The sequence below is a fragment of the Haloarchaeobius amylolyticus genome (assembly GCF_042678045.1).
GTDB lineage: Archaea > Halobacteriota > Halobacteria > Halobacteriales > Natrialbaceae > Natrinema > Natrinema amylolyticus_A.
The window spans coordinates 147,964-172,764 of sequence record NZ_JBHUDI010000005.1 but is presented as its reverse complement, the minus strand read 5'-3'; the positions used below and the strand labels follow the sequence as shown (position 1 = coordinate 172,764).

Annotated in this window: 24 protein-coding genes; 10 read left to right on the top strand and 14 right to left on the bottom strand. The window is 64.2% G+C overall.

Going from position 1 to position 24,801, the window contains the following annotated elements; genetic code table 11:
• Nucleotides 1–68 precede the first annotated feature (68 nt).
• Nucleotides 69–740, top strand: a complete 672-nt coding sequence (locus ACFR99_RS09685; protein WP_390286739.1) for a metalloregulator ArsR/SmtB family transcription factor — start codon at nt 69–71, stop codon at nt 738–740.
• Nucleotides 741–765: 25 nt separating this feature from the next.
• Here ACFR99_RS09685 and ACFR99_RS09680 read toward each other — a convergent pair whose 3' ends face one another.
• From ACFR99_RS09680 to thiC, 5 genes are all read right to left on the bottom strand, one after another.
• Nucleotides 766–1,380, bottom strand: a complete 615-nt coding sequence (locus ACFR99_RS09680; protein WP_390286737.1) for a DUF456 domain-containing protein — start codon at nt 1,378–1,380, stop codon at nt 766–768.
• A 103-nt stretch (nt 1,381–1,483) separates the two neighbouring features.
• Entirely contained in the window at nt 1,484–3,811 is a 2,328-nt protein-coding gene (gene ppsA, locus ACFR99_RS09675) for a phosphoenolpyruvate synthase (protein WP_390286735.1), read from the bottom strand.
• 205 nt (nt 3,812–4,016) lie between these two features.
• Entirely contained in the window at nt 4,017–4,916 is a 900-nt protein-coding gene (locus ACFR99_RS09670; protein WP_390286733.1) for a PhzF family phenazine biosynthesis protein, read from the bottom strand.
• A 67-nt stretch (nt 4,917–4,983) separates the two neighbouring features.
• A complete protein-coding gene (locus tag ACFR99_RS09665; protein WP_390286731.1) occupies nt 4,984–6,321 on the bottom strand; it encodes an alpha/beta hydrolase in 1,338 nt (445 codons plus the stop codon).
• Between the two features lie 189 nt (nt 6,322–6,510).
• The gene (gene thiC / locus ACFR99_RS09660; protein WP_390286729.1) at nt 6,511–7,956 is read right to left on the bottom strand and encodes a phosphomethylpyrimidine synthase ThiC; all 1,446 of its coding nucleotides are present in this window, start codon (nt 7,954–7,956) and stop codon (nt 6,511–6,513) included.
• 222 nt (nt 7,957–8,178) lie between these two features.
• Here thiC and ACFR99_RS09655 point away from each other — a divergent pair, with 222 nt between their 5' ends.
• The 4 genes from ACFR99_RS09655 to ACFR99_RS09640 all read left to right on the top strand — a co-directional run bounded on the left by ACFR99_RS09655 (nt 8,179) and on the right by ACFR99_RS09640 (nt 10,783).
• Entirely contained in the window at nt 8,179–8,874 is a 696-nt protein-coding gene (locus ACFR99_RS09655) for a phosphoribosyltransferase (RefSeq protein WP_390286727.1), read from the top strand.
• Nucleotides 8,875–8,980: 106 nt separating this feature from the next.
• On the top strand, nt 8,981–9,841 hold the full coding sequence (gene mtnP / locus ACFR99_RS09650; RefSeq protein WP_390286725.1) for an S-methyl-5'-thioadenosine phosphorylase: 861 nt from the start codon (nt 8,981–8,983) through the stop codon (nt 9,839–9,841).
• Nucleotides 9,842–9,975: 134 nt separating this feature from the next.
• Nucleotides 9,976–10,212 (top strand): UPF0058 family protein, encoded by a 237-nt coding sequence (locus ACFR99_RS09645; RefSeq protein ID WP_390286723.1) that lies wholly within the window; start codon nt 9,976–9,978, stop codon nt 10,210–10,212.
• Nucleotides 10,213–10,345: 133 nt separating this feature from the next.
• On the top strand, nt 10,346–10,783 hold the full coding sequence (locus ACFR99_RS09640; protein ID WP_390286721.1) for a universal stress protein: 438 nt from the start codon (nt 10,346–10,348) through the stop codon (nt 10,781–10,783).
• Between the two features lie 66 nt (nt 10,784–10,849).
• Here ACFR99_RS09640 and ACFR99_RS09635 read toward each other — a convergent pair whose 3' ends face one another.
• The 3 genes from ACFR99_RS09635 to ACFR99_RS09625 all read right to left on the bottom strand — a co-directional run bounded on the left by ACFR99_RS09635 (nt 10,850) and on the right by ACFR99_RS09625 (nt 13,749).
• Entirely contained in the window at nt 10,850–11,332 is a 483-nt protein-coding gene (locus ACFR99_RS09635; RefSeq protein ID WP_390287364.1) for an ATP-binding protein, read from the bottom strand.
• A 177-nt stretch (nt 11,333–11,509) separates the two neighbouring features.
• Entirely contained in the window at nt 11,510–12,538 is a 1,029-nt protein-coding gene (locus ACFR99_RS09630; RefSeq protein WP_390286719.1) for a DUF7972 family membrane protein, read from the bottom strand.
• A 161-nt stretch (nt 12,539–12,699) separates the two neighbouring features.
• Nucleotides 12,700–13,749, bottom strand: a complete 1,050-nt coding sequence (locus tag ACFR99_RS09625; RefSeq protein WP_390286717.1) for a DUF7972 family membrane protein — start codon at nt 13,747–13,749, stop codon at nt 12,700–12,702.
• A 234-nt stretch (nt 13,750–13,983) separates the two neighbouring features.
• Here ACFR99_RS09625 and ACFR99_RS09620 point away from each other — a divergent pair, with 234 nt between their 5' ends.
• Nucleotides 13,984–14,493: an FxLYD domain-containing protein gene (locus tag ACFR99_RS09620; protein ID WP_390286715.1), complete on the top strand. Its 510-nt coding sequence runs from the start codon at nt 13,984–13,986 to the stop codon at nt 14,491–14,493.
• 123 nt (nt 14,494–14,616) lie between these two features.
• Here the strand turns inward: ACFR99_RS09620 and ACFR99_RS09615 are convergent, their stop codons facing one another.
• On the bottom strand, nt 14,617–14,964 hold the full coding sequence (locus tag ACFR99_RS09615; RefSeq protein ID WP_390286713.1) for a hypothetical protein: 348 nt from the start codon (nt 14,962–14,964) through the stop codon (nt 14,617–14,619).
• Nucleotides 14,965–15,150: 186 nt separating this feature from the next.
• The gene (locus tag ACFR99_RS09610) at nt 15,151–15,975 is read right to left on the bottom strand and encodes a PspA/IM30 family protein (protein WP_390286711.1); all 825 of its coding nucleotides are present in this window, start codon (nt 15,973–15,975) and stop codon (nt 15,151–15,153) included.
• A gap of 112 nt (nt 15,976–16,087) precedes the next feature.
• Between ACFR99_RS09610 and ACFR99_RS09605 the strand changes: the two genes are divergently transcribed.
• Nucleotides 16,088–16,705 carry an alpha/beta hydrolase gene (locus ACFR99_RS09605; RefSeq protein WP_390286709.1) on the top strand — a complete coding sequence of 206 codons (618 nt, stop codon included), beginning with the start codon at nt 16,088–16,090 and terminating at the stop codon, nt 16,703–16,705.
• A gap of 170 nt (nt 16,706–16,875) precedes the next feature.
• Nucleotides 16,876–18,489, top strand: coding sequence for a long-chain-fatty-acid--CoA ligase (locus ACFR99_RS09600; protein WP_390286707.1), 1,614 nt, complete (start codon nt 16,876–16,878; stop codon nt 18,487–18,489).
• A 193-nt stretch (nt 18,490–18,682) separates the two neighbouring features.
• Here the strand turns inward: ACFR99_RS09600 and ACFR99_RS09595 are convergent, their stop codons facing one another.
• From ACFR99_RS09595 to ACFR99_RS09585, 3 genes are all read right to left on the bottom strand, one after another.
• Nucleotides 18,683–20,527 carry an ATP-binding protein gene (locus ACFR99_RS09595; RefSeq protein ID WP_390286705.1) on the bottom strand — a complete coding sequence of 615 codons (1,845 nt, stop codon included), beginning with the start codon at nt 20,525–20,527 and terminating at the stop codon, nt 18,683–18,685.
• A 56-nt stretch (nt 20,528–20,583) separates the two neighbouring features.
• The gene (locus ACFR99_RS09590) at nt 20,584–21,375 is read right to left on the bottom strand and encodes a cohesin domain-containing protein (RefSeq protein WP_390286703.1); all 792 of its coding nucleotides are present in this window, start codon (nt 21,373–21,375) and stop codon (nt 20,584–20,586) included.
• A gap of 129 nt (nt 21,376–21,504) precedes the next feature.
• Nucleotides 21,505–22,131: a DUF7344 domain-containing protein gene (locus ACFR99_RS09585; protein ID WP_390286701.1), complete on the bottom strand. Its 627-nt coding sequence runs from the start codon at nt 22,129–22,131 to the stop codon at nt 21,505–21,507.
• Between the two features lie 481 nt (nt 22,132–22,612).
• Between ACFR99_RS09585 and ACFR99_RS09580 the strand changes: the two genes are divergently transcribed.
• Nucleotides 22,613–22,948, top strand: a complete 336-nt coding sequence (locus ACFR99_RS09580; RefSeq protein ID WP_390286699.1) for a DUF7113 family protein — start codon at nt 22,613–22,615, stop codon at nt 22,946–22,948.
• Between the two features lie 24 nt (nt 22,949–22,972).
• Here the strand turns inward: ACFR99_RS09580 and ACFR99_RS09575 are convergent, their stop codons facing one another.
• Entirely contained in the window at nt 22,973–24,250 is a 1,278-nt protein-coding gene (locus tag ACFR99_RS09575) for a DNA double-strand break repair nuclease NurA (RefSeq protein WP_390286697.1), read from the bottom strand.
• A 126-nt stretch (nt 24,251–24,376) separates the two neighbouring features.
• Here ACFR99_RS09575 and ACFR99_RS09570 point away from each other — a divergent pair, with 126 nt between their 5' ends.
• Entirely contained in the window at nt 24,377–24,640 is a 264-nt protein-coding gene (locus ACFR99_RS09570) for a hypothetical protein (RefSeq protein ID WP_390286695.1), read from the top strand.
• Nucleotides 24,641–24,801 lie beyond the last annotated feature (161 nt).

Below are 24,801 nucleotides of genomic sequence, written 5' to 3'. Positions count from 1 at the left end.
TATCACCGCGCCAGCGCTCGTCTGTCGAGCAGACACGCTTTTCAGCGGCAATCACTAAGGCTCGCGTAATGGACTCCGCCGCGCTGTTGGATTTACTCGGGAACGAAAACCGAAGACGAATCCTTCGGTTGCTCGCCCGCAAACCGTGTTACGTCACCGAAATCTCTGATTATCTCGGCGTGAGTCCCAAGGCAGTCATCGAACACCTGCGCAAACTCGAGGAAGCCGGTCTCGTCGAGAGCCGCGTCGACGACCAGCGGCGCAAGTACTTTCACATCGCTCGCAACGTCAGACTCGAGGTGACCGTCTCTCCTTACGGCTTCGCGAGCAAGAGCGCCTATCCAGCTAACAACAGCTTCGATATCACGGCCTGCCGGCACCTCTCGCTCGACGTCGCGTGGGACGAGACGGACGATCTCGACGACCTGCTCGCTGTCCTCGAGGAGTTAGAACAGCTCGAAAACGAACTCTCGCTGGCCCAGCGCTGGGTCCAGGGACGACTCTCCGACGTGCTCGATCACATCTCCGAGACCGTCGGAGCTGGCTCGGAAAGCCGGATCTACGCCGATCTGCTCGCGAGTATTCGGACGGAGCCCAAATCGGTCGGCGAACTCAGCGACGATCTCGGCGCGCCGCGCGAGGTCGTCGCCGACTTACTCGAGGTGATGGCCGACAACGGTGTCGTTCGCCGGACCGAACAGGGCTGGGAGTTGACGACGAACGGGTACAACAGCGAGTGACGTGTGGGGTCGGTTTCGGCCCCAATCACTCGAGATCGCGGCCCAACCCGTCACGCAGGTCGCGACCGAAGTAGTAGCCGCCGACCGCGGCGAGGACCCCAACGGTCGCGCCGATGGCGACGAGCGTCTGGCCGGAGCCGGCCACGGCGAGGATCGCATTATTGAGGACTGCTGCAATAGCCCCGACGGAGACGCCAGCGGCCGTCATCTCGAGATAGCGCCGCTTCGACGCGACCAGCCCGATAAAAAAGGCGGTGAGGAACGTGCCGATCACGCGCCCGGCGATCGGAAGCACAGTTGCGCCGGCCAGTAATCCGGCACCGAGCAGTGCCACGAGTGCGACGTACGCCTTCGGCGAGAAGTAGCGTCCGAGCGAGAGCCGTGATGTCAGCGGCGAGAGCCACGAGCGTGACGAGCCAGTGTCCGAGGGGCCAGCGGGTTCGTGTTCGGCGTCCGGCTCGCGGTCGAACCCGGCGAGCGAATCCAGGCCAGTGTCGTCGCTCGATGCACCCCGGGACTCGGACGACCCGTCACCGACGTCGATATCCGACTCCGAGAGCAGGCGATCCGTTTCCTCGAGGAGGTCGTCAGTGGCGGTCTCCCGCCGACTCTCGGTCACCTCGTCCGAGCGGTCGCTCATGGCTGGACGGAGGGCGGCCGACGTGATGGGCCTTTCCCCCTTCGAGCGCTGTCACGCTCGATCGATCACAGCAGCACCGGTCGAAAATCAGTACTGGAGACCGTTAGCGGACCGAATCGAGCAGCAGTTTCTGCTCGACACGTTTGACTTCGTGTTGGACGTCGCGGACGGCGTCGATGTTCGCGGAGATGGAGCTAATCCCCTCGTTGACGAGGAACTGAACCATCTCGGGTTTGGAGCCGGCCTGGCCGCAGATACTCGTGTCGATGTCGTGTTCGCGGCAGGTCTCGATGACGTCGGCGATCAGGCGCAACACGGCAGGGTGGAGTTCATCGAAGCGGTCGGCGACGTTCTCGTTGTTCCGGTCGACCGCGAGCGTATACTGGGTCAGGTCGTTGGTCCCGAAGGAGGCAAAGTCGATCCCCGCCTCGGCCATCTCCTCGACGGACAGCGCCGAGGCAGGCGTCTCGATCATCGCGCCCCACTTGCGCTTCTCGGGATCGATGCCGGCCTCTTTCATGCACGCTTTGGCCTGATAGACGTCTTCGGCGTCGTTAACCAGCGGGAACATGATCTCGACGTTGTCGTAGCCCATCTCGTAGAGCCGGCGGAACGCCTCGAGTTCGTGGGCGAAGACGTCGGTGCGGTCGAGCGAGCGGCGGATGCCCCGGTAGCCCAGCATCGGGTTGTGCTCGTCGGGCTCGTCGTCGCCGCCCTCGAGCTGGCGGAACTCGTCGGTCGGCGCGTCGAGCGTGCGCACACGGACGGGCCGCGGGTAGAACTCGTCGGCGACGCCGCGGATGCCGTCGATGAGCTCCGTGATGTAGGCGTCCGTGCCGTTTTCCGCGATGAACTTCTCGGGGGTCTGGTTCAACGAGAGGATCATGTGCTCCGTTCGGAGCAGGCCGACGCCGTCGGCACCCGTCGCGGCCGCGCGTTCGGCGGCTTCGGGAATCGAGACGTTGACCTTGACCTCGGTCGCGGTCATCGGTTTGACCGGCGACTGCGGGCGGACCTCCTCGACCGGCTCGGTCTCCTCGTCGGGCTCGACCGTCGAGCCCTCGAGGACGGCACCCTTGTCGCCGTCGAGTGTGACGACCTGACCGTCCTCTAACGTCGTCGTCGCGTTGGTCGTCCCAACGATGGCAGGGACGCCCAGTTCACGGGAAACGATGGCAGCGTGGCTGGTCATTCCACCCTCGTCGGTGATGATGCCCGAGGCGCGTTTCATCGCAGGCACCATGTCGGGCATCGTCATTTCGGTGACGATGACGTCGCCCTCGCCGACCTTCGCGAGGTCGTCGAGCTTGGTGACGATCCGGGCGGGACCGCTGACGGTCCCGGGACTCGAGCCGAGCCCGTCGACGAGCACCTCGTCGGAGCCGCTGGCGTCACCGACCTCGGTGTCGCCGGCCTCGGCGGCCTGGACGCTACCGCTGCCGTCGGTCACGCCTTTCGAGGCGTCGGTCGCCGCGGCATCGGTGTCGCTCTCATCGATCGTCGTGATCGGCCGCGACTGGAGCATGTAAACCTCTCCGCCGACGATCGCCCACTCGACGTCCTGTGGCTCGCCGTAGTGGTCCTCGACGCGCTCGCCGAGGTCCATGAGTTCGTCGATCTCGTCGTCGTCGAGGACCCGTGCCGTTCGCTTGTCCTCGGGGACCTCGCGCTCGACGGTCTGGCCGGTCTCCTCGTCTTTCTCGTGCATCACCTTCTTCTCGGCGACGGTGACGTCCATCGACCGGTCCGAGCGATCGATAATGTAGTTGTCCGGCGAGACGGCACCGGAGACGACGGCTTCGCCGAGCCCCCACGCGGCTTCGATGATCATCGTCGGATCGCCGGTCGAAGGGTGGCTCGTGAACATCACGCCCGACTTCTCGGCGTCGACCATCTGTTGGACGACGACCGCGATGTTGACCACGGAGTGGTCGAAGCCCTGCTCCTGGCGGTAGTAGATCGCCCGCTGGGTGAACAGCGACGCCCAGCACTCGCGAACGCGCTTCAGGAGCTCGTCTTCGGTGACGTTGAGGAACGTCTCCTGCTGGCCCGCGAACGAGGCATCCGGCAGGTCTTCGGCCGTCGCCGAGGAACGAACGGCGACGAACGCCTCGCCGTTGCCGACCTCGCGGTAGCTCTCGAGGATCTCCTCGCGAAGCTCGTCGGGGAACGGCGTCTCGAGGATGAGTTCCTGTGCGCGGTCCGCAGCGTCGGCCAGCGCGGCCGAGTCATCGACGTCGACGTCGACGGCTGCGAACAGTTCCTCGTCGATCTCGGCTTCTTCGATAAACGAACGATATGTCCCGGCGGTTACGACGAATCCCGGTGGAACGGGTAACCCCGCGCCTGTGAGCTCGCCCAGGGAGGCACCTTTGCCGCCGACCTTCTCGAGGTCGTCGGCACCGATCTCGTCCAGCCAGAGTACAGCCATCTCTAGTGAGATGGTCACTCGACCCAATAAAGAAGGTTGCGAACAACAGCTCCCAGTCGAAACTGAGATGTGAATCCATCACTTCCGCGTTTGGCCGCCGAGCGGGGCCAGAACTACCGTTTTCGAAATTTCATAGTAGATATCATTATCCATAGTGAGTATACACGTTCGATAACTATCATTCCTCTGTGCATCCGAACTGCGCTCAGGCCTCGAGAATGTCGTCCTCGTCGTCGTCGGGAACGGCGAGCGAGCCGTCGAGGACGGTCACCCCACGGCCGCCGACCTGCACCCCGCCGTCGAGGCGAACGCGGACCGTCCCCGGCCGATCGACGTAGTGGCCCTGCTCGAGTCGGAGCTCGTCGGGCAGGTCGCCGTCGAACGCGCCGAACCGATCGAGGTACGCGCTGACGGCCCCGCTTGCGGTGCCGGTGACGGGATCTTCTGGGACGCCGGCTCCCGGCGCGAACATCCGGCCGTGCAGCGTCGACTCGGCTTCGAGCGCGTCGAACGTAAAGAGGTAGATCCCGGTCGCATCGACCGTGTCGGTCAGCGCCTCGAGTGCGGCCATATCCGGTTCGGCGCTACCGACGTCCGAGAGATACGTGATCGGGACGATCAGGAAGGGGAGGCCAGTCGAGGCCACCGCCAGCGGGAGGTCGGCGCTCGCGCCCTCGAGTGCGGCCCGGCCGACACCCAGCGCGTCGGCGACGCGGTCGTAGCCGACGTCGACCTCGCGGATCGTCGGCTCGTCCTGGGTCATCCAAACTGTCCCGTCGGGGTCGATCTCGATCTCGAGGACGCCGACGTTCGTCTCGAGGGTCGTCATCCCGGGCTCGAGTCCCTCGTCGCGACGGTGTGCGAAGGCTCCGATCGTCGCGTGCCCGCAGAGGTCGACCTCCTGGGTGGGCGTGAAGTAGCGGATTCGGTAGTCGACGTCCGTACTCGAGCGGAGAAACGCCGTCTCGCTGACGGCCATTTCCGCGGCGATCGCCTGCATCTGCTCTGCCGAGAGCCCGTCGGCGTCCGGCACGACGCCAGCCGGGTTCCCTGTCAACGGTTCGTCAGTAAACGCATCGACCTGCACGACTCGAGTCGTCTCCATACGACGTGGCTCGGTCGACTGGCGTATGAATCCTCGGGCCAGCGTCCGGCCCAATGTGATACGCTGGCTACCGATCGGCGATCCAGTCCGCGAGATCGGCGACGACCTGCTCGGCGACGTTGTTCCGAGCGGCGTAGGCGAACTCTACCGACGGCCCCTCACCCGGCATGAACAGGTGATCGAGGGCGTCGTACGTCTCGAACGTCGTTCCGGATCGCCCCTCGAGTTCGGTTTGCCAGTGGTCGAGGTCGTCGGTCGTGGTTACCTGAAAGTCGCGTTCACCCTGCAGGAAGTACGTCGGTACGTCGCTCCCCGCCGCGGTCGCGAGATGATCGTACGCCGCGAGGCTGTCCCAGAACGCCCCGGGTTTCCCGAGCAGTTCCTCGCTCGCGTCGTACTCCCCCGCTCGAACCTGCTCGATCTCGTCGGCCCACCGGTCGGCGATCGTCGCCAGATCGTCCCACGTCTGGCTGCCGACCGACACCTTGTACTCCAGTTGCTCGAGCGTCAGGTCGTGATACGGGCGCGCCGGCGCAGCCAGACCGGCGACGCCAGCGAGGTTGCCGTCCCGGGCGGCGATCCGCGGTGTCGCGCGTCCGCCGAGGCCGTGCCCGACGACGACGATCCGATCAGCGTCGACGCCTTCGACGGCCCGGAGCCGCTCGACGGCGACTAGCGCATCGTCGACGGTGACCCGATCGAGAGTATACGATTCCGGCTGGACCTCGCAGGACGGGATGCGCTTGTCGTAGCGAAGCGTCGCGACGCCCTTCGTTGCGAGCCCCTCCCCCAGATCCGTGAACGGCTTCGTGCCACCACGATCGGTGTCTTTCGTCCCCGGCCCGACGTCGTGGACGAGGACGACGCCGGGGGCGTCCCCCGAGTTCCCGTCCGGCGTCGTGATGGTCCCCGGTAGCGAACAGTCCGCGACCGAGAGCGTCACGTCCTGTGTGGCGATCGCGTCCGGATCGACGTACGACGGTCGCTCGTACTCGTCCGTGATTCCGCAGTCGACGAGTCGCGACTCCTCGTCGACGATGATACGACAGTCGTGGTCGCCGCGGTCGAACGCTAGCGTCAGGTCGACTGCCGTGAAGCCGTTTTTCGTGGTCGTGCTCGTATCGACGACCTCGTCGAACGAACCGCTGACCGCGCCGTATCCCATCCAGAGGCGCTCGAGTCGGGCCGGATCGCCACGTCTGTCGCGTTCCCGCTCGACGAATCGGTTGTTTGCCTGCTCGAATTCCTCGCTTGCGAGGTCGTCGACCAGTGCCGTCGCGACGTCCGTGGGGGTGTTCGAGCCATCGTCGCTCGTCTGCTCGGCGAGCAGATCAGTACAGCCGGCCGCTGCCGACGCTGTCGCCGTCAATACTGCTGCGAGTACGGTCCGCCGTCGGGGTGCCATCGTTGTCGGACCGTCCACAGTATATCGGATAAAGACGAGGTCGATTCTCTGTGACTGTATTCGATTTTGATATGCGAAGGGAGCGCCGTTCGCAAGCGGGGCCAGTTCATACAGACTCCTGTCAGTGGGTACCGGCGCACCCGCACCCCGTCATGCGGGTGCGCCAAGAACTAGTGACACCAGACCGTATCAGTCGTCGCTCGCTTCCTCGAGCGCGTCGCTACCCTCGTGGTCGGCCATCGGCGGCAGGTCGCCGGCAGCGTGGGTGCCGACGGGTGGCCGATTGACCTCGGCTGCGGGCGAAGTCTGGAGGTCGGTTCCCTCGTCCTCCTCGAGTGATTTCATTTTTCCGTCAGCGCGCGCGTCCTGGTCGATCCGCATCGAGCAGAACTCGGCTCCACACATCGAACAGAAGCGGGCTTGCTTGTAGTTGTCGCCGGGCAGGGTCTGGTCGTGGAACGACTGGGCACGGTCGGGATCGAGCGCGAGGTCGAACTGTTCGTGCCAGTCGAACGCGTAGCGGGCCTCCGAGAGGGCGTCGTCCCAGTCGCGTGCGCCGGGGCGTTCGGTCCCCACGTCGGCGGCGTGGGCGGCGATCCGGTAGGCTGCGAGCCCGGCGCGAACGTCGTCTTCCTCGGGAAGCCCGAGGTGTTCCTTCGGGGTAACGTAACACAACATTGCGGCACCGGCCTGGGCCGCCATCGCGGCCCCGATGGCACTCGTAATGTGATCGTAGCCCGGCGCGACGTCGGTCACCAGCGGCCCGAGGACGTAGAAGGGTGCGCCATCACAGACTTCTTGCTGGCGCTCGACGTTCTCGGCGACCTTGTGCATCGGGACGTGGCCCGGCCCCTCGACCATCACCTGGACGCCGTGGTCCCAGCCGACCTGCGTGAGTTCACCCAGCGTGTCGAGTTCGGCGTACTGGGCCTCGTCGCAGGCGTCGGCCAGACAGCCCGGCCGGAGGCTGTCGCCGAGGCTGAACGTCACGTCGTGTTCGGCGAAGATCTCACAGATTTCGGGGAAGACCTGATAGAGCGGGTTCTGTTCGCCGTGTGCTTCCATCCACGAAGCCATGATCGAGCCACCCCGCGAGACGATCCCCGTCTTCCGGCCGTCGGTCAGCGGCAGGTGTTCCGCGAGAATGCCGGCGTGGATCGTCATGTAGTCGACGCCCTGTTCGGCCTGCTTTTCGATGATCTCGAGCAGCAGGTCTTTGGTAATCGCTTCGGGACTGCCCGCCCGCTTGACCGCTTCGTACAGCGGCACCGTGCCAAGCGGCACCGGCGAGTGTGCGATGTGGGCCTCGCGGATCTCGTCTAAGTCGCTACCCGTTCCGAGGTCCATCACCGTATCCGCGCCGTAGTGGACCGCGGTGTGGAGTTTCTCGAGTTCGGTCTCGAGATCGCTGGTCGTCTCGCTGTTGCCGATGTTGGCGTTGACTTTCGTCGCGAACTCGCGACCGATGATCATCGGATCGAGCGCGTCGTGGTGGCGGTTCGCCGGGATCACGGCCTGTCCGTCGGCGATCTGCTCGCGGACGAGTTCGGGATCACGGTTCTCTCGCTCGGCGACACGTTCCATTTCGGGCGTGACCGTCCCCTCGCGGGCGGCCTGAAGCTGTGTCTGCGCCATCGATAACTAGGTTGTATTATCGAGTTATAAATAACTATCTACGACTGTGATACGGACTGCTGTCAGTCAGTTCCGGCACACCCGCGACCCGTCCTGCGGGTGCGCCGGTAAATCGCTACAGCAGACCGTATGAGTAGTGCGATCAGTCGCTGCTGCCGGCCGGAACCTGTTCCAGCCAACTTAAGGGGGCCGCGCTCGAGACACCCGATAGGTGGCCATCAGATGTCCGACCTACCGGACGATTTCGACTGTACGATAACCAACTGGGAGTACATTTACGGCCTGTGCCGGGACGTGGCCGACGACGTCCGCGACGACGAGTTCGAACCGGACGTCGTCGTCGCGCTGGCCCGGGGCGGCTGGTTCGCGGGCCGGTGTCTCTGTGACTTCCTCGGCCTGGACGACCTGACGAGCCTGAAGATGGAACACTACGTCGGCACCGCCGAGAAGGCCGACGAGCCGACCGTCCGCTATCCGATGCCGGAAGGCAGTGTCGAAGACAAAGACGTGCTCATCATCGACGACATCGCCGATACCGGCGGCTCGATCAGCCGTGCCTACGAGTACGTCGAGGACCGCAACGCCGACGAGGTCCGCACTGCGACGCTGCAACTGCTCGGCACCAGCGAGTTCCAGCCCGACTACGTCGGCGAACAACTCGAGGCGTGGACCTGGGTCGTCTACCCGTGGAACTTCATCGAGGACATGATCGATCTGGTCTCGAGCGCCATGGAAAAGGCCGCCCGGGAGACGTTCACGATCGAGGAGATCCGTCACTTCCTCACCGAACATCACGGCATCGAGCGCATCGAGATGGAGATCGCTCAGCCCGATCGGCTCCCCGAAGTCCTCGCCGAGATGGAACGCCGCGAGGTCCTCGAGTCGGTCAGCGACACCGAGTGGACGCTCGTCGACTAACCGGGCTGTGTCTCACGTTCGGTGACCCACAGGACGCAGGTGAGCTGGCACTGCCCATCCGCGACGGACCCGGAACTTTAGGAGGGTGGTCCGCCCACGTCTCTGCATGACCATCGGCGTCATCGGTGGCAGCGGTATCTACGACGCACTGCCACTCGAGAACGTACGAACCGAATCGATTTCGACACCCTACGGCGAGCCAAGCGACGCGGTCACGATCGGCGAACTCGCCGGCCGGGAGGTTGCGTTTCTACCGCGCCACGGCGAAGACCACCGGCATCCGCCAACCGACGCGTCCTATCGGGCGAACATCTACGCGCTCAAATCGGTCGGCGTCGATCGGGTGATCTCGACGAACGCGGTCGGGAGCCTCCGCGAGGACTTGCCGCCCCGGACGCTGGTCGTCCCCGACCAGCTCTTCGACCGGACCAAACACCGCTCGCCGACGTTCTTCGGCGACGGGATGGTCGTTCACATGGGATTTGCCGACCCCTACTGTCCGGCACTGGCCGCTCATCTGGCCGACTCGGCCCGCGAGGCGACCGACGACGAGACGAAGACCGAGGAAGGCGGCACCTACGTCTGCATCGAGGGCCCGCAGTTCTCGACGAAGGCCGAAAGCGAGTTCTACCGCGATCAGGGGTGGGACATCATCGGTATGACCGCCATCCCCGAGGCCAAACTCGCCCGCGAGGCCGAACTGAGTTACGCCACCGTCGCCGGCATCACCGATTACGACGTCTGGAAAGAAGATAGCGAGGTCTCCCTCGAGGAGGTCCGCGAAAACGCCGCGGCGAACCGGAAGTCGATCAACGCGGTCGTCGAACACGCGATCCGAACGATGCCCGATGACTTCGAGAGCGAGGCTTGGACTGCTCTCGAGGGGACGATCAACACGCCACCGGAGGCGATTCCCGAGGAAACCAGAGAACGTGTCGAGCTGCTGGCTGGCGAGTACCTCGAGTAAACCGGCCGGTCACGACCGACCCGAGTCGAACGTCGTCCGACGATAGATGTGGGTTTCTCATACAATCGCGATCAGGGCGAGACTCGGGAAAACTGACGGAGAGAACTAAGGAAATCGATCGTGTGGATTGCCGCGTGAAATCCCAAGAACTCGTCCATATCCACGCGCTACTGCTCGAACTTCGGATGTTTCTCGAGCGGGACGGAGCCGCGCCCGCGGGCGCGTTCGACGCCTACGAGGCCCAACCCGTTCGACCGACGCATATCCATCGGCCAAAGACCGCACACGAACGCGCTATCGGCCTGCTACTGGATGGCCTCGATCAGTCCGTCCGAACACACCCGCCGCCGGATCAGGCGCCGATTTCGTAACGCCGGGCCGGTGCGCGCTGGTTCGATCAGTATCGCCGGCCCGTCCAGGCCAAGCGCATCGTGATAAACCGGCTTCTCTCGCGCTCTGTAACGGATGGGCAAGGATTACCCAGTTCGGGAACGTGTGGCACGTATGGACGAACCACACGACTTCGACGACATCCTCGTCCCGACCGACGGCAGCAAAGCCGCCCGCAACGGAGCTGCACAGGCTATCAAGTTCGCACAACGAAACGACGCGACCCTGCACGTCCTGTACGCGATGGACATGGGCGATGCCGACTACGTCGCGGTGCCGAGCGATATCAGACAGACGCGGAATCGCTTAGAGAAGAAGGGCCAGCAGTTCGTCTCGGAGATCGAAGACCTCGCCGACGACGCCGGCGTCTCCTGTGTCACCGCCATCAAGTCGAACACGCCCGTCGAGGCCATCACCGAGTACGTCGACGAACACGATATCGACCTCGTCGTCATGGGGAAACGCGGGCGCTCCGATCCGGACAAACCGCTTTTGGGCTCGATCACCAATCGGGTCGTCGGCTCGCTCGACGTCCCCGTGTTCACCGCCTGACGGTCGTCATCCCAGCGCCGTATCTGTCGACTGGACATCGACAGCGACGGTGCTGTCTGGCGTCGGTCAGGAGAGACGGCCGTCGGCCGGCCGCTCCGCGTTGTGCTCGCCCCACGTGTCGATCGCGGCCACGATCCGATCGGCAACAGCGTCGGGCTTCCACCGGTCGGTATCGACCTCGAGGTCGGCGTCGGGCGTCTCGAACTCGCGATAGACGACGTGGACGCCCTGCTCGTCGATCGGGTCCCGCCGGGTGCGGTTGCGTTCGAGACAGGTCTCGAGGCTCGCGGTCACGTGAACGAACCGCACGTCGCCGAGGGCGCGAAACTTCGTTTGCCACCGCCGACGGTAGAAGGTGCCGTCGACCAGCGTGACCCCGGTCGCGGGGGCCGCGCTGACCTGCTCGGCCAGCTGCTCGTAGGTTCGACTCGAGAAGTCGTCGGAGTGAAAGAGTCTCACCGGCACGTCTCGCGCATCGAGCCGGCGACGAACGCGGGTCGCGATGGTTGTCTTCCCGGCACCCGGCGGCCCACAGATGACGACGATCACGACCGTCGGTAGCTGCCGGAGCGATACCAATGGCACGGGTCGTCGCTCGTCGGTCTGGGGCCCCGTGCGACGCGTCGACAGCGATCAGACCCTACCACACGAACTCCGCACAGTCAGTGCCGGCGCACCCGCGACCCGTCGTGCGAGTGCGTCGGGAAACAGTGACAGGAGCCCGTCTCAGTCGAGTTCCTCGTCGCGGTCCGATTGCCGGAGAATGAACGGCCCCATCGCGAGCGTCCGCTTTGCGACAGTCGCGATCCGGAGGACGTAGACGATGAAGATGACGAACGGGGAGATCCCGACGACGAAGCCCGCACTGGTCACCCAGACGAGGTTGTCGATCCCGAGCGTCGTCCCGGGGAGCACGCTGGCGTTGACGTACATCAGCATCCCCCCCATCACCGTCAGCGCCGGTATCGCAACGTACAGCAGTGCCCGGGAGAGGTTGATCAGCTCCCACTGGAAGTACAGCGTCTTGAAGTGCTCGCGAGCGGGACCGAAGAACTTGAGCAGAGTAATCATCTCGTCGATTTCTTCGTTCGCGTCGTCGGACAGTTCGTCGCGGTGGCCGGCACGAAGCTTGCGCGCGTCGTATATTTTCCGGGAGTAGTTGAAGTTCAGCGCGTTCCAGATCACCTCGAAGGTCCCGAACTGGGCGCCCTCGAGGTTTCGGTTGACAGATCGTGCGTTTTCGGTGAGCTCGTCGACGTAGGTGTTGACCTTCGCCTCGAGGTCGTCGCTGTGGCCGGAATCAGCCGCGATCATCGACTCGAATTCGTTCGCTTCTTCCTGGATCCCGGCGACGAGTTCGTAGAGGAACGCGGCCGGTTCGGGTGGCGTGACGTCCATCGTGAGTTCGTCCTCGATGTCGTACCGGAAGTCCATCGCCTCCTGCATCCGCTCGCGCTGGTCGCCGACGGCGCCGAGTTCCTGGGAGAGTACCAGCTGGTTGATCGTGACGACGATCGACGTCCCCGTGATGATCGCGCCGATAAAGGCCGAGAATATCCAGAAGGTGCCGTTGTTAGTCGCGACGATCGCACGGAGCGCCGGGAGACCGATTCGACTCAGCCCGACGAGGACGCCGTACACGATCGCGAGGACGGTCGCCGTGAACAGCCAGCGGTTTAGTCGCAGTAAGACGTACAATCGCGGTCCCGCCAGTCTACCCCCGCTTCCGTCAGTATCCGAATCGAGAGAGTCCATCCGGCGACCGAAACCGACCACGACGGCGGACAAAAGCGTCGGGCCGGGAGACGACGGGTCGTTGACCGGCCTCCGGTCGGCGACCGCGTTCACGGCGGCTGTTTGCCGATCGCAACCGTCGACGAGAATGTTCGAACTCGGAACAGCTACCCGACGGACGATTACCGGTCCTCACCGGCAGTTACGTCGAATGGGCCCTCTTCGGCGCCTTTCTGGGGAACCATTGGACCGACCGACGCAGTTCGGCGCGTGATGGTCGCGGTCCGGAGGATGTAGGATGCGAGGAGCGCGAGCGGTAAGAGGACGACGAGAAACAGCACGCTCACGACGGACGGCAGCAGGGCGGCGCTGACGCTCGGCCCAGCGAAGTCGGCGTACAGTAACCCGATGAGGATCGCAGAGAGGATCGATGGCACACCGCAGTAGACCGTGAGCTGCGAGAAGCGAGTGAGCTCCTGCTGCAGATAGGTCGTTTTGAACTGCTCTCGAGCCACGTGAAACAGTTTCAGGGAGTCGATCAACTCGTCGAGTCGCTCGGTCGCGGCCGGCGACAGCGAGTCGGCGTACTCGCCGCGCAGGTGGGTTCCGACGTACAGATGCCAGGACTCGTCGTACGTGATCGCTGCCGAAACAGCGGTGAACGTATCGGATCCTGATTTCCCTATGAGGTCGTCGGTTCGCTCTGTCCGCTCTATGACGCCGTTCGTGTACCGAATGACTATCTCGGAGAACTCGTCGTCGCGATCCTCGACCGTATCGGCGAGTGCGGTGGCGTCATCATGAATCGATTCGAGGATCAGCCCGAGGACTCGCGTGGGCGACGCCGGGCTCGCGGGAACGGCCGCGTCGTCCGCGACGGTCTGACGGAACTCGATGACGTCCTCGAGTCGGTCGCGGGCTCTGCCTGCTGCGCTGAACTCCTGGGAGAGGATGAGCTGGTTGACAGAGACCACGAGCGTCACGAGCGAGAACGTTCCCGCGATCATGCCGCTGGCTACGCTCGTCACGGCACCCGGATTGACAAAGGTAATGACGCCAAGTTCGTACAATGCGGCGACCACCGCGAAGACGACGATCAGGATGGTGGCGGTGACGGATAATCGATTTCCGTCGACCAGCACCCACTCCCGGAACCGCGTCAACACCCCATCATGGGTACCGATGTCGGCCCCGTAGGACTCGAGCGTCTCGTCGGTTTCGGCGGATCCCATAGCCACACGTACCACCGACCCGACAATAAGGGCCTGCGTTGCACACCGCCACATGCCGGTACTGAACCGGGACAGGTACGGCTCTCGAGCGAACCGTGCCGAATCGGACGAACCAAACACGGCCACCGGCGGACGAGAACAGCCGCTTCAAGGCCTACACTGAAATGCATCCGTGGTGTCGATCCGACACATGTACGGTGACGGAACCAACTCGCGGACGAGCGCTCGACAGCGATGAGCCGACCGGAGTCGACGAGTCGACGGCGGGTACTCGCAACGCTGGGGACGGGTATCGCGGCCGCAGCCGCCGGCTGTCTCGGCAGCAACAGTCTCGGCGGACAGCCGATCTACGAGGAGGGCACCGTGAGTGGTATCAATGCCAGCAACGTCTCCAACCGGTCGGCAGCGCAAATGTCCGCGGCAGCAGCACTCGCCCAGCAACAACCCAGCGACTCGGTGACACCACTCGATCCGCTCTCGCTGCGCAGCCACGAGTTCGTCGTCGAGAGTGGCTATCTCGGCTCGACGATCCAGGGGACCGTCGAAAACACAGGCTCCAACCGGATTCAGGCCGTCGAAGTACGGACGCGCGTCTACGACGACGACGGGACCATGCTCGGCCGATATTTCGCCAGCACCGGCGACCTCAACGCCGGCTCGACCTGGGAGTTTCAGGTGATCGTCCTCGAGTCACCGTCGGTCGTCGCCAGCTACGACATCGCCGTTCTCGGCACCCCGTCGTGACGGCGAGATCGTCCTCGGTCGTGCTCGAACGGCCGGTGGCCGTGCCATCGGTCCGCGAGACGCACTCGAGTGCGTGTGACTGGCGGTCGACCGCACCCAGCTACACCCGGTGGTGGACCGAGGCTACTCGAGGATGGTTTCGTGCAGTTCGTCGTCGACACCGTCGTAGACCGCTGTCTCGGGGACGGCGAGTGTGTACGCTGGCCGCCCCTTCCCCGTCGGCGACGTCTTCGACGGGTCAACCTCGGCGACGAGGTCTTCATCCTCGAGTCGGTACAGCGAGCGGATGACGTCGGCTTCGGAGATCGTGCCGATGACCTCCGTGTCGACGTCTGTGAGGTGATCCTGACAGCGTTTCCGAAGGTCGTGTGTCTGGACCGGCGTTTCGTCCTGACGGGCGAGTTCGGCGACGGTGAGCAGGACCGCCTGATTGGTCAGTGAGATCGACTCGAACGGTGACTCGTCGCTCATATGAGATAGTTCTTCATGGCCAGTGGTAACTGTTGCCCCAAATCCCAGCAAGAGAGGTGCGGGCTCCGGACGAGTCGAGCGACAGGAATATCAGTAGGACAGTCCGGTCGAATACTGTGACAGCCTCGGGGAGCGCACGGTTCGCCGGTTATCGGTCAGTAACGGCAGGTAATAGAGAACGCAGACTCAGGCTTGTTCGTCGTCCTGTAACTCCGCGAGTTCGGCCTCGACCGCTTCCTGATCCTCGTTCTCGAGGTCCGTGAGTTCCTCCTCGTCGACCTCGCTCGCGGCGTCGGCTGCTGGCTCGGATTCTCCCTCGCCGACCTCGGATTTGAGCGTCTCGAGTTCGGCTTCGACGCCGCTGTCGGTCGACAGCTGCTCGAGTTCACGGTCGATCGTGTCCTTGTCGGAGATAACGTCCTCGAACGCGCCGGACTCGTGGAGTTCGTCGAGGGCGGCGGCGCGGGCCTCCATGTCCTCGGTCTGTTCCTCGGCGCGTTCGATGGCGCGGCCGACGTCCTCGAACTCCTCGCCGGTAGACGTCATCGCCTCCGAAACCGTCGAACTGGCCTTTGCGGCCTCGTGGCGGGCTTTCATCGTCTCCTTTTTCGTGCGGAACTCCTCGATGCGCCGCTGCAGTTCGTCTTTCTGTTCGACCAGTCGGTCTTGCTGGCCCTGCAGATCCGATATCTGGCGCTCGAGATCCTCGATCTGGTTCATCTTCGTCTTTTTCTTCTCGAGGGCGCGGCGCGCCAGATCCTCGCGGTTTTGCTGAACCGCCGTCCGGGCCTGTTCGTTGTGTTTCTCGACGTTGTCCTCGAGCCGGCGTTTCTGCATCTCGAGGCGCTTTTTCTGCGTGGTGAGATCGGCGATGCCGCGTTTGACCTGCTGGAGCTGGTCGCGCATCTGTTCGTAGGAGTAGTCCAGCGTTTCGGTCGGATCCTCGGCCCGGTTGAGCACCGAGTTGAGTTTCGACCGGATGACGTAGGAAGCCCGAGAGAGGATGCCCATACTCGCACCATATCGCTCCTGACCCTTAAAAATGTCACTTCGGGAATATTCCATGTCGACCCGGCCGTCCCGGCGCGCCGGGTTGATTACCGAGCGTCGTGATGGCCCACCCATGACAGATGTAGTGCTTCCCGGCGGTCGTGACACGCGAGGAACGCTCGTGGAACCGGACGGCGATCCGCATGCGGTCGTCGTCGCCTGCCCGCCCCATCCACAACACGGCGGCTCGAGAAGCGATCGGCGACTCGTCGCCGTCAGTGACGCCCTTCGTGACGTCGGTATCACCAGCTTGCGCTTCGATTACGGCCCGTGGGACGAGGGATACGGCGAGCGAGAAGACGTCCGCAACGCCGTCCGGTGGGCTCGCGACGAGTTCGACGGCTGCCCGGTCGGCGTCTTCGGCTACAGCTTCGGCGCAACGCTGGCGGTACTCGCGTCGGCCGACGTCGATCCCGACGCGGTCGCCGTCCTCGCGCCGACGGCACGCCTGGCCGACGATCTCGACGCGCTCGAGGCCCTGGACGCGCTCGAAGCTCCCTTCCACGTTCTGTACGGCGAGCGTGATACGACCGTCGACTGGGAGCCGATCGTCGAGCGCGCGCGAGGTCGTGGCGACGAGACGACCGCCCTGTCGGCCGACCACTTCTTCGTCGGCGCGGCCGACGACATCGCGAGCACCGTCCGGGCGTTTTTCGAACGAACGTTGCTCGAGTCGGCTGTAGACGACTAAGACAGCCGTAAACGATCACCACGCGTATTTGTCGGTCTCGAGGTGACGGGTCGGAAACAGAAAAAGATGTCAGACAAAAATTACAGCGATTGGTACGCATCAAACTGCTGTACTGAAACCTGGGAAGACTCCATAAAGAATATTATAATCAATGTTCGATGGCGAGGTATATGGAAGTCCCACTGTTGGTGACCGATTTCCTCGACCGAGCGCGCAAGTACTATGGCGACGAAGAAGCGATCGTCGCGACGACGGGCGAGCGGTTCACGTACGAGGAGTTCGGCGACCGTGCCGACCGACTCTCGACGGTCCTGCAAGACCGTGGCATCGAGAAGGGAGACCGCGTGGCCGTCCTCGACCCCAACACGCACTACCAGCTCGAGTCCGCCTACGGGATCATGCAGCTCGGCGCCGTCCACACGCCGCTGAACTATCGGCTGACCCCCGAGGACTACGAGTATCTCCTCTCCGACTCCGGCACGAAAGCGATCATCGCCGACTACGAGTACGCCGACAAGATCGAAGCAATCCGTGACGAGGTCCCGACGGAGATCTTCATCACGAACGACGCCGACGAAGTCGAGGGCGACTGGGAGGATTTCGACGACCTCATCGCGGACGTCGAGCCCGACTACGAGCGCCCCGAGATGAGCGAAGACGACGTCATCACGATCAACTACACCTCCGGGACGACCGGCGACCCGAAAGGCGTCATGCGGACCCACCGCACCGAGTCGCTGCACGCCCAGCTCGTGACGATCCACCACGAGATCACCGACGACGACGTCTACCTGTGGACGCTGCCGATGTTCCACGTCAACGGCTGGGGACACATCTACGCCATCACGGGCATGGGCGCGAAACACGTCTGCACCCGTGGCGTCGACGCCGAGGAGATCTTCCAGCAGATCAACGACGAGGACGTCTCGTTCCTCTGCTGTGCGCCGACGGTGCTCAGCATGCTCGACGAGTACTACGAGGAGAACGACGTCTCCACCGAGGGCGACAACCCGATGCGCGTCACCGCCGCCGGTGCCGCGCCACCGGAAAGCGTCATCCGAACCGTCGAAGAGACGTTCGGCTGGCACTTCCGCCAGCTCTACGGTGCGACCGAGACCGGCCCGCTCATCGGTACCTCCGCGACCCGTCGCCTGATCGACGAGGACAGCGAGGAGCGCTTCGCGCTGAAAAAGCGCCAGGGGATCGCCCCGCTGGCCACCGAAATCGAAGTCGTCGACGACGACGGCAACGAGGTCCCGTGGGACGACGAGTCGATCGGCGAGATCCTCGTCCGCGGCAACCAGGTCATGGAAGGCTACTGGGAGAAGCCCGAGGAGACCGACGAAGCGTTCAACGACAAGCGTGAGGGCTGGTTCCACACCGGTGACCTCGCCGTCGTCAACGAGAAGGGCATGCTCTCGATCCAGGACCGCGAGAAGGACATCATCATCTCCGGCGGGGAGAACATCTCGAGCATCGAACTCGAGGACACGCTGTTCGACCACGAGGCAGTCGCCGACGTGGCCGTGATCCCCTCGCCCAGCGAGAAGTGGGGCGAGACGCCGAAGGCGTTCGTCGTGCCGTCGAACGACGACCCACAGAACCCGCCGGTCTCCGAAGACGAGCTGACGGAGTTCACGCGCGAGCGACTCGCCGGCTACAAGGTCGTCCACCGCGTCGAGTTCGTCAACTCGCTCCCGAAGACGGCGACGGGCAAGATCCAGAAATACGAGCTGCAGGAACAGGAGTGGGACGAAGAAGAGTCGATGGTCGGTCAGGGATAACGGCGACCAGCGCTCTCTGACGGTGCGGACGGCCCCTGATTGGGTCACGACGACATCGTGGCCCGCCGTGGCCGTCCCTGATGATTCGTTCTTTTCTCTCTTTGACTGACCGCGAGCCGACGGCACGTCACGATGATCGATCAGCTGTGTGACCGACCAGCGGCTCGAGCACTCGGCCCCGCCGGTCCCAGTCTCAGTCCCGACCGTGCCGAGTCAGGCATTTCGGCAGGCCGATCAGCTCGACCGGCTCCGAATTGTCGGGCGAGTAGACGACCATCTGGCCTTTCTCCATGTACGGCACCTTCGACTCGAGGTTGCTCGGGATGTTCACGCTCTTGATGGCGTCCTCGTCGCCGAGGTTCAGGACGATAGTGGTGTTGATTTGCTTGAAAACGGCGTCGTGGATGTCCTGAGGGTCCTGCGTGATCAAGAAGAGGCCGAGCCGCTCCTTGCGGCCCTGTTTGGCGGCTTCGGTAAACTTGGTGATAACTTTCCCGGCCTGCACGCTGTCGGCGTCGGTCAGGAAGTTGTGGGCCTCGTCCATGCCCAGCACGAGCGGCGTTTCCTTGATCCGGTCGTAGGTCGGATCGTTCGAGAGCTTCTGGTCGATCAGCAGCGACGAGACCGCGAGGACGATGGTTTCGGTCGCTCGCGTGTCGTTGATGTGGTAGGTCGGCACCACGGTGAGCCCGCCGGGGCGGACGAACTCGTGGACCAAGTCGGTGATCGGGCGTGCGTCCTGATCGAAGACGTGGCCGAAGCCGAGCACGCGCCGGCGCACGGCGTCGAAGGTCGCCTCGTGGACGCGGCCGGACTCGTCGAGTTCCTCGCGCAGTGCGGGATCGTCGAGGAACGTCGTAAATTCCTCGTAGGTGCCGTCCGCGCCGTACTGCTGTCTGAATCGCGGGAGGAGCACGCTGACGAGCGCGCCGTACTGGTTGTCGTTCAATCCGCTCCCCGCGACCAGCCACGGATTGTCGTGGACCATCGAGAAGGGGATCGTGAACTCGACCTGCTTCGCACGATGGTGGCCCGCAGCGTACGACGCCGACCCCACTTTCGGGACGAAGGCAGTCGTATCGGAGACGCCGCCGTAGGCGATGCCCTCGCGCTCGAGGCGGCGCGCGAAGTCGCCGTCCAACTCGGGGTTGTCGTCGTGCATCTGGGCGTACTCGTCCTGCGGGTCGAACTGGACGACGGCAGGGGAGACCGTGCGGTCGTCGGCCATCGGATACGTGCGGTCGTCGGCGAGATACTGTCGCAGGATGTTCTTCGCGCCATGAGTCTTCCCCGAGCCCGTCCCACCGGCGATCAGCGTGTGTCGGAAAACGAGCGGATCACCCGCCTCGTAGTCGTCTTTCAGCCGGTAATCGATCGTCGGTGGGGTGGCCGCCGTCCGGACTTTCTCACCGCCGACCGAGAGATGGCCCAGAAAGACGCCGTCGTCGGGCATCTTCAGCCCAGTCTTGATCTCCTCGGTGTCGTCAGCCTGCCGGATCACCGTCTGGGGTTTCGGCACGCGGTCGGTCATCCGGCGTTTGAGTTCGCCGTCATCGTCATACAGGACGGCGACCGGTTCCAGCGAGGCGACGAACTTGTAGTCTGACTCGTCGATCCCGTCGGAACGCATCGCCCGCCGGGCATGGATCTCCGTCGCGTCGTCAGCGTGGTACTGCTGGGCGTACTCGAGTCCCGTAATCCGACAGAACAGCGTCTCGCCGTCGGGGTAGGGCGCGAGCAGGTAGCTCCCGATGCGGATCGACGAGCGATTGCCGCGGGTAATGTAGGCCTGCAGTGTCGTGTCATCGCCGTCCTCGGCGACGCGCAGCCCCTGAGAGACGCAGATCGCCCCGATGCCGACGTCGTCGCCGCTGGGCTCGACTGGCGTCGGCTCGAAGTCGTCGGTCACGCCGTCGGTCGTCGAACTCGCGGTTGCCGACTCGTCGGCCCCTGCCGTTGCCGTCGACGAGTCGGCCGCGGCCCCCTCGTCAGCATCGGCGTCGGCGTCGAAATCGCCGAAGTCTCCCAGATCAGTCATATAGGGTTCATCCGGCCCATCCCTAAAACGCGTTTCCCTCCAGCCGGGCGGACTGTTTATCGATGCCGACTGTTTCGATTGAGCCACAGCACGCCCGCAACGACCGAAAGTGCAACCAGCGCGATCCAGGTCGTAAAGCCCGGAATCGGAAGCTCACCGCCACGGTCGGCCGTCCCGCCGTCGTCACTCGAGTCGTTCGCCCCCGATCCCGTCTCCTCGAGCGCCAGCGTGTCGGGATCGGGGTGGTCGAAGGCCGCGAGCGACTCGGTGCCGCCGTCGATCGAGACGGTCGCGGACTCGTCGACGACGGCGATCGGCCAGTCCCCGGTGAGCGCCACGTCGGTCTCGTCGAACGAGATCGTCGTCGTGCCGGCCGGCGCGTCCGGGGCCACCTGCACGGTCAGCGTCGCGATCGTTCCGGTGCCGGCCGTTCCCCCGGCCGCCGGCTCGCGGCGCTGCTCGATGACCGCCGTCCCCTGTTCGTTGGCGATCGCCGTCCTCGTGTGGACCTCGGTCTCGTTGCCCTCGAGCCACGGGCCCCGTTCGACGTCGGTCACCGCGAGGTAGTCGGGGTGGTACTGGGCGACCAGCGACACGTTGGTGACGCCCTCGCCGCCGTGGCCGCCCTGACTCTGGAGCGTGACATCGATCTCGAGCGTCTCACCGGGCGTCGCTTCGATCGTCGTCCGATCTGGCGAGAGGATCGCGACCTGGTCGATCGCGACGGCCGTCCCCGCGATGCCAGCCAGCGACAGTGCGAGCAGGACAGCAGTGCCGACCACGGCGACGATCCTGATGGCGTCGCTCGCCACGCTATCGCGACCGGTGTCTGCGCGTGGCACCGTCATTTCTGTGCTGTGTGTACGGGATCATCGAGAACACTCTTGCCGTTTCCGGCGCGGCGACCCAGAGAGACGATCGATGGGACGAACGTGCTATCGGTGTGAGAAAGCGATCGGCTCGGACGCTGGTGGCGACTACTGAACGATCGGGATGCTCTCGTCGTCTCGCGTGATCAGCTTCGAGTCGGGGTCGTAGCTGACGACGCCGACGTCGGCCATCGCAGGGAGATGTGAGTGGTGTAGTGCGATCGCCGCGCGCTCGACGTCGCAAAACGGCCCGCCGACGTGTGCACCGAGGTGCGTCGCGAGTTGCTCGAGCGAGAGTGGGCGGTCGGTCTCTTCGAGCACGGAGAGGATACACATCCGGATCGGATCGACGAGCGCCTCGAGCAGGGTTTCGGCGTGCTCGTCTTCACAGAGTTCGAGGAGAGATGCGATGGCTGCGGGCTGGACTGGCGGGTCGTCGACGAGCGCGACGCCGGCCTCGGCCCAGTCGACGAGTCCGGCGTCTTCGAGTCGTGGCAGATGATTGTGGGCGAGGCTGATCCGCACCTCGTGTCGCGCCTGCCCGGTCGGGAGATCCGATTCCATCCGGTCGACCAGTGCCGTCGTCAGTTCCGCCGGCGGAAGTCGTGTGTCTCTGCGCCCGAGAACCTCGAGAACGCGAAGTCGGTGCGGGCTGCGAAGGACCTCGTAACATTCTGCTGGGACATCGATGAGCGGTCCGGGGGCGTCGTCGCCGATGTGAGCGTCCGAACTCATTGTCCATAGTAACCCATGCAATGGACATAAGACCAGTTCCAAAACGATTTGGGTCGTGAATGAGTTGTTACTGCTGAATCCACTGGGTAATCCGTTGAACCGCCTGCGAACGGCAGATAGTGGAAATTCCCTCTGGAAATAGCTACTGTCATCGTTCGAGACCAGTCCGAATTACTGGGCAGTGAACAGCAGTAGCATCTTCGTCACTGATCGATTAAAATCGAGTGCCAACAGGTTTCATCGTCTCGGAGTCGTTTCACCGTCTCGTAGTACCTGTTTACGACCGCTCGTGAGACGAATATGGCGGTCCGACACGTATTTCGCTCAGACGAGTCGTCACAGGTCGGCGGGATCGTTCCGCGATCCGAACGAGACGCTCGGTCGTCAGCACTGACCGGTCGTCCCGTCTCGCATCGACCGAACGCGTCGTCTCGTGTTCGTGAGCGCTGTATTTTTGCGTCCGCGAGACGTATCATCATCCATGCTTCAGGTACGCGGTCGTGCTGGCGGGACGGAACTCACCGGCACACTGTACGAACGGGGAGAACGAGCCCCCTCGTTCCGCGGCGCACCGGACGAAGACGCCGCGTACGTCTGGGTTTGTGACGAGTTCTACGAGGTCGACAGCGGCGGCACGACCCAGCTCGTCGACGGCCGCGAGGTCAACCTCGCCTTCGAGTCACCGATGCCGCGGGGCTTCGACACCCGCGAACAGGCCCTCGAGGGCGCCAAAGAACACGTCCGGACCCAGTTCGCCCGTATCGGGGTCGATCCCGAGGACGTCGACCTCGAGGTCGAGAAAAACGACACTGCGTGACCGGCGTCGGGGCGACCGACCTGGTCAGTAGGGCTGTTCGTCCCACCGGTGGTCGTCGTAGGTCCGGTCCTGAACGGTGTCGAACTGCGTCTCGAGCGTTTCGCGAAGTGAGGCCTTCTCAGCGTTACTGATCCGGGCGAGTTCGTCGGCTTTTTCGACGATCGTCGGCGGCCCGTGGGCGACGGCGACGTCCTGTAATACCTGCATCGTCAGTCGCTCGCGCATGTCCGGGTCCGTCGTGAACGCGTAGGGGGCCTCGATCCGATACAGCAGATCGTCGCGCGGATCGTAGACGACGAAGAAGGTCACTTCGTAGGCATCGCGCTCGAGGCGTCGGTCGACGCCGAGTGCGTCGCCCTCGGCCGACAGCGGTCGGTCGACGCCGCCGCGCGAGCGGAACCAGTTCGTATAGGTCAGCGCCGCGGTGTCCCGCTCCCAGCGCTCGCCGTCGACGTCGTCGACGTACTCGCCGCGCTCGAGCAGCCGGGTAAACAGCGCCGAATCGTCTGCCCACGGGACGCTGACGTCGATCTCCCGGTTCGATTTCAGCGTTCGCGTGACGACGCGCGTCGCGGGGTTTTTGACGAAGCCGACGAGCGGCACGTCTCGGTCGACGAACGTCTCGACCAGCCGAACGTAGTTCTCGAGGACGGTCGTCGGCCGCGGGTCGTCGAGCAGGAAGTCGGCCAGATCGGGGTGCTGGTCAGCCCAGCGCAGCAGGCCACGGGGATACAGCGGGCCGTCGAGGACGAGTAGATCAGAAACGTCTTCGGCGTGATCACGGGCGTGGGTGCTCTCGGCGAGGTACAGCGCCAGCGCGTGGACGACGCCCTCGGCAAAGCGCGGCAGCGGCGGGATCTTGACCGCACGGCTCCGGCTGTAGCCCTCGTCGAACTTGCCCCACGTCTCGTCGACGGTCATCGTCTCGTCGTTCGAGTGGACCGTCATCACTGTCGTTCGTGACCGGTGGAGGTCGAGATCGCTCGGCGTCGCGCTCATCGCCGCCTGTGCGATGTCGATGACGAGCCCGTTTTTGAACGTCGTCGGGTTGATCGTCCCCGCGTCGAGGCCGTGCTCGGTCGGAAACTCGCGGTCGCGTAACGCGACCGCCTCACAGTCGACCAGCCGCCGCGCCTGCTCGTCGAACGGCTCGAGGACCCGCCGTCCGTCGTCGAGCAAGGGATCGAGGAATTCCTCCCAGACGGTCTCGGCGAAGGCGCGGCGGTCGCGCTCGTCGGTCCCGTGGTCGATCCGCCTCGCGAGCCGCGCGATACCGTCGAAGTGGACCGGATCGAGCGTCATGACAGAGGGCTCCCGTCCAACCCGCAAAAAGCCAGTGGTCGTGAACGAAGCAAATGTTGACTCGAGTGTGTGTAAATTACTATCAGAAAACGTATGTATGGACGCCTCGAGACTGGTGATATCTGGATGTCCGAGCGAGAATCGGCGACCGTTACCTCCGACGAGCGCGCGATCAACTGGCGACAGAACGGGACCGGGGTCACCATCTACGAAGAGGGGAACCCCGACGCCTGGATCCGGGCTGACTTCGAGGCCGGCGTACCGCCGGAACACCGACTGTTCATGATCTGTGACGAGTGCGGGGCCGTCTTCGCACAGCGGAGCACGCCCGGTAACGCGACCGTCTGTGGCGACTGCGGGACGACCTTCGATCACCGTCACGACGACTGACCGCGCGACACTGGCTGGTCGAGTCGGCTCGTTCACACGACACAGTCAGGCTCTGGGCCCAGCCGCTCGAATCAGCCCACAGAACATAACTTACCACTGATATTTTGGCGGTGAGATGTCCCTGCGGCCGGCCGACACTGACGAAGACAACGACAGGTAGT

What these genes read in the sequence shown, in the direction of transcription:
- ACFR99_RS09665 (WP_390286731.1), bottom strand. Translation starts at nt 6,321, where the DNA reads ATGGCACCCCGACGGCGGACCGTACTCGCAGCAGTATTGACGGCGACA.
- ACFR99_RS09570 (WP_390286695.1), top strand. Translation starts at nt 24,377, where the DNA reads ATGTCCGAGCGAGAATCGGCGACCGTTACCTCCGACGAGCGCGCGATC.
- ACFR99_RS09610 (WP_390286711.1), bottom strand. Translation starts at nt 15,975, where the DNA reads ATGGGCATCCTCTCTCGGGCTTCCTACGTCATCCGGTCGAAACTCAAC.
- ACFR99_RS09640 (WP_390286721.1), top strand. Translation starts at nt 10,346, where the DNA reads ATGGACGAACCACACGACTTCGACGACATCCTCGTCCCGACCGACGGC.
- ACFR99_RS09580 (WP_390286699.1), top strand. Translation starts at nt 22,613, where the DNA reads ATGCTTCAGGTACGCGGTCGTGCTGGCGGGACGGAACTCACCGGCACA.
- ACFR99_RS09590 (WP_390286703.1), bottom strand. Translation starts at nt 21,375, where the DNA reads ATGACGGTGCCACGCGCAGACACCGGTCGCGATAGCGTGGCGAGCGAC.
- ACFR99_RS09625 (WP_390286717.1), bottom strand. Translation starts at nt 13,749, where the DNA reads ATGGGATCCGCCGAAACCGACGAGACGCTCGAGTCCTACGGGGCCGAC.
- ACFR99_RS09600 (WP_390286707.1), top strand. Translation starts at nt 16,876, where the DNA reads ATGGAAGTCCCACTGTTGGTGACCGATTTCCTCGACCGAGCGCGCAAG.
- ACFR99_RS09595 (WP_390286705.1), bottom strand. Translation starts at nt 20,527, where the DNA reads ATGACTGATCTGGGAGACTTCGGCGATTTCGACGCCGACGCCGATGCT.
- ACFR99_RS09615 (WP_390286713.1), bottom strand. Translation starts at nt 14,964, where the DNA reads ATGAGCGACGAGTCACCGTTCGAGTCGATCTCACTGACCAATCAGGCG.
- mtnP (WP_390286725.1), top strand. Translation starts at nt 8,981, where the DNA reads ATGACCATCGGCGTCATCGGTGGCAGCGGTATCTACGACGCACTGCCA.
- ppsA (WP_390286735.1), bottom strand. Translation starts at nt 3,811, where the DNA reads ATGGCTGTACTCTGGCTGGACGAGATCGGTGCCGACGACCTCGAGAAG.
- ACFR99_RS09605 (WP_390286709.1), top strand. Translation starts at nt 16,088, where the DNA reads ATGACAGATGTAGTGCTTCCCGGCGGTCGTGACACGCGAGGAACGCTC.
- thiC (WP_390286729.1), bottom strand. Translation starts at nt 7,956, where the DNA reads ATGGCGCAGACACAGCTTCAGGCCGCCCGCGAGGGGACGGTCACGCCC.
- ACFR99_RS09630 (WP_390286719.1), bottom strand. Translation starts at nt 12,538, where the DNA reads ATGGACTCTCTCGATTCGGATACTGACGGAAGCGGGGGTAGACTGGCG.
- ACFR99_RS09575 (WP_390286697.1), bottom strand. Translation starts at nt 24,250, where the DNA reads ATGACGCTCGATCCGGTCCACTTCGACGGTATCGCGCGGCTCGCGAGG.
- ACFR99_RS09685 (WP_390286739.1), top strand. Translation starts at nt 69, where the DNA reads ATGGACTCCGCCGCGCTGTTGGATTTACTCGGGAACGAAAACCGAAGA.
- ACFR99_RS09620 (WP_390286715.1), top strand. Translation starts at nt 13,984, where the DNA reads ATGAGCCGACCGGAGTCGACGAGTCGACGGCGGGTACTCGCAACGCTG.
- ACFR99_RS09585 (WP_390286701.1), bottom strand. Translation starts at nt 22,131, where the DNA reads ATGAGTTCGGACGCTCACATCGGCGACGACGCCCCCGGACCGCTCATC.
- ACFR99_RS09680 (WP_390286737.1), bottom strand. Translation starts at nt 1,380, where the DNA reads ATGAGCGACCGCTCGGACGAGGTGACCGAGAGTCGGCGGGAGACCGCC.
- ACFR99_RS09670 (WP_390286733.1), bottom strand. Translation starts at nt 4,916, where the DNA reads ATGGAGACGACTCGAGTCGTGCAGGTCGATGCGTTTACTGACGAACCG.
- ACFR99_RS09655 (WP_390286727.1), top strand. Translation starts at nt 8,179, where the DNA reads ATGTCCGACCTACCGGACGATTTCGACTGTACGATAACCAACTGGGAG.